This is a genomic window from Shewanella sp. SM20 (genome assembly GCF_025654545.1).
Taxonomy (GTDB): Bacteria; Pseudomonadota; Gammaproteobacteria; order Enterobacterales; family Shewanellaceae; genus Shewanella; species Shewanella oncorhynchi.
The window spans coordinates 1-1,670 of the sequence record NZ_JAKKRK010000119.1 but is presented as its reverse complement, the minus strand read 5'-3'; the positions used below and the strand labels follow the sequence as shown (position 1 = coordinate 1,670).

At 47.5% G+C, this 1,670-nt stretch carries 1 protein-coding gene; it reads left to right on the top strand.

Translation table 11 applies throughout. The features are described 5' to 3' along the window. The first annotated feature begins 75 nt into the window (after window positions 1-75). Window positions 76-1,631, top strand: a protein-coding gene (locus tag L5M18_RS23110) for an IS3-like element ISSpu6 family transposase (protein ID WP_086022276.1) whose coding sequence is annotated in 2 segments (ribosomal slippage) — window positions 76-538 and window positions 538-1,631 — 1,557 coding nt in all. Because the reading frame shifts where the segments join, the coding sequence is not laid out codon by codon here. The last annotated feature ends 39 nt before the right edge of the window (window positions 1,632-1,670 follow it).

Genomic DNA, 1,670 nt, shown 5'->3' with positions numbered 1-1,670 from the left:
CCCCCTGTGTCAGGATTGTTGTCACCCCTAAATAATCATTATGTTTAAAGACAGGGTGCGGCAAAAGAGAACGATATGGCTCGGTATTCACCAGAACGTAAAGAGGCGATCCTTAAAAAATTATTACCTCCTCACAACTTAACGGTCGCAGAGGTCGCTCGGGAAGAAGGCATCGCGGTGCAAACCTTGTATCATTGGCGAGATATTGCCAGAAAAGAAGGTCGCCCCGTGCCAGGTAAAACATTAACAGCCGATGATTGGTCGGCTGAAGCAAAACTTGCCGTGATTATTGAAACAGCGCCGCTGTCGGAAGCGGAGATAAACCAGTATTGCCGTGAAAAGGGCTTGTTCCGCGAGCAAGTACAGCAGTGGAAACAGGATTGTTTAGCTGGTTTTCAAACCTCAGAAGTACAAACTAAAACCATTAAACAGCAGGCTAAGGCTGACAAAGCCGAAATCAAATCGCTGCAACGGGAATTGCGCTATAAGGAGAAAGCGCTGGCTGAAGCTGCTGCGTTACTGGTGCTCAGAAAAAAGCTCAATGCGCTCTGGGGGGACGACAGCGAGGAGAGCTAACCCCCTTGCCTGAGCGCATAGCATTGATTGCCTTAATCCAAGAGGCGTATACCCAGGGTGCTCGCCTTTATAAGGCTTGTGCTGAAACGGGCCTCAGTAAGCGTACCTATCGACGTTGGTATCGAGAAGGTCAAGTGCAAGCTGATTTAAGGCCAACAGCAGCTCGACCAGAGCCAGCAAATAAACTCGAAGAACATGAGCGACAACAGATATTAAGTGTGTGCAATCAAGCGGAGTACGCCAGCTTACCCCCGTCGCAAATTGTGCCAACATTATTAGATAACGGGATTTATATCGCCTCGGAATCCAGCTTCTACAGAGTGTTAAATGCTCATGGTCAACTTAACCATCGTGGCCGCACTCAGGCTGCGGTCAATCGAAGCAAACCGTTGAGTTATCGGGCAGATGGGCCGAATCAAGTGTGGTCATGGGACATCACTTATTTAGCCTCAATCGTCAAAGGCCAGTTCTACTATTTGTACCTGTTTGAAGATATTTACAGTAGAAAAATAGTGGGTTACGAAGTTCATGAGCAAGAAAGTGGGGAATATGCCGCTGCGCTAATCCAACGCTGTCTGTTACGCGAGCAATGCTTTAACACGCCATTAGTGCTGCATTCTGATAATGGGGCGCCGATGAAGTCACTGACCATGAAAGCCAAGCTGGAAGAGCTTGGTATTACGGCATCATTAAGTCGGCCGCGGGTGAGTAATGACAACCCCTTTTCAGAGTCGTTATTTAAAACGTTGAAATACCGCCCACAGTGGCCGGCATCAGGTTTTAGCTGCTTAGCAACAGCAAGAGAATGGGTGGAAAAGTTTGTAACCTGGTACAACGATGAGCATAAACACAGCCAGCTAAATTTTGTCTCACCAGGGCAACGTCATGCACTGCAAGATGGCGCTATTTTAGCGAAGCGCAAGAAAGTGCTTGAGGCGGCGAAGGAAAGAAAACCGATGCGTTGGTCTACAGAGATCAGAAATTGTGAAGCGGTTGGCGCTGTAACACTCAACCCAGATAAGGCACCAGAAGAAGGCGTAATAAATGCAGCTTAATATTTAAACAAAGAGTGACAACTATCTTGAAAAACACCG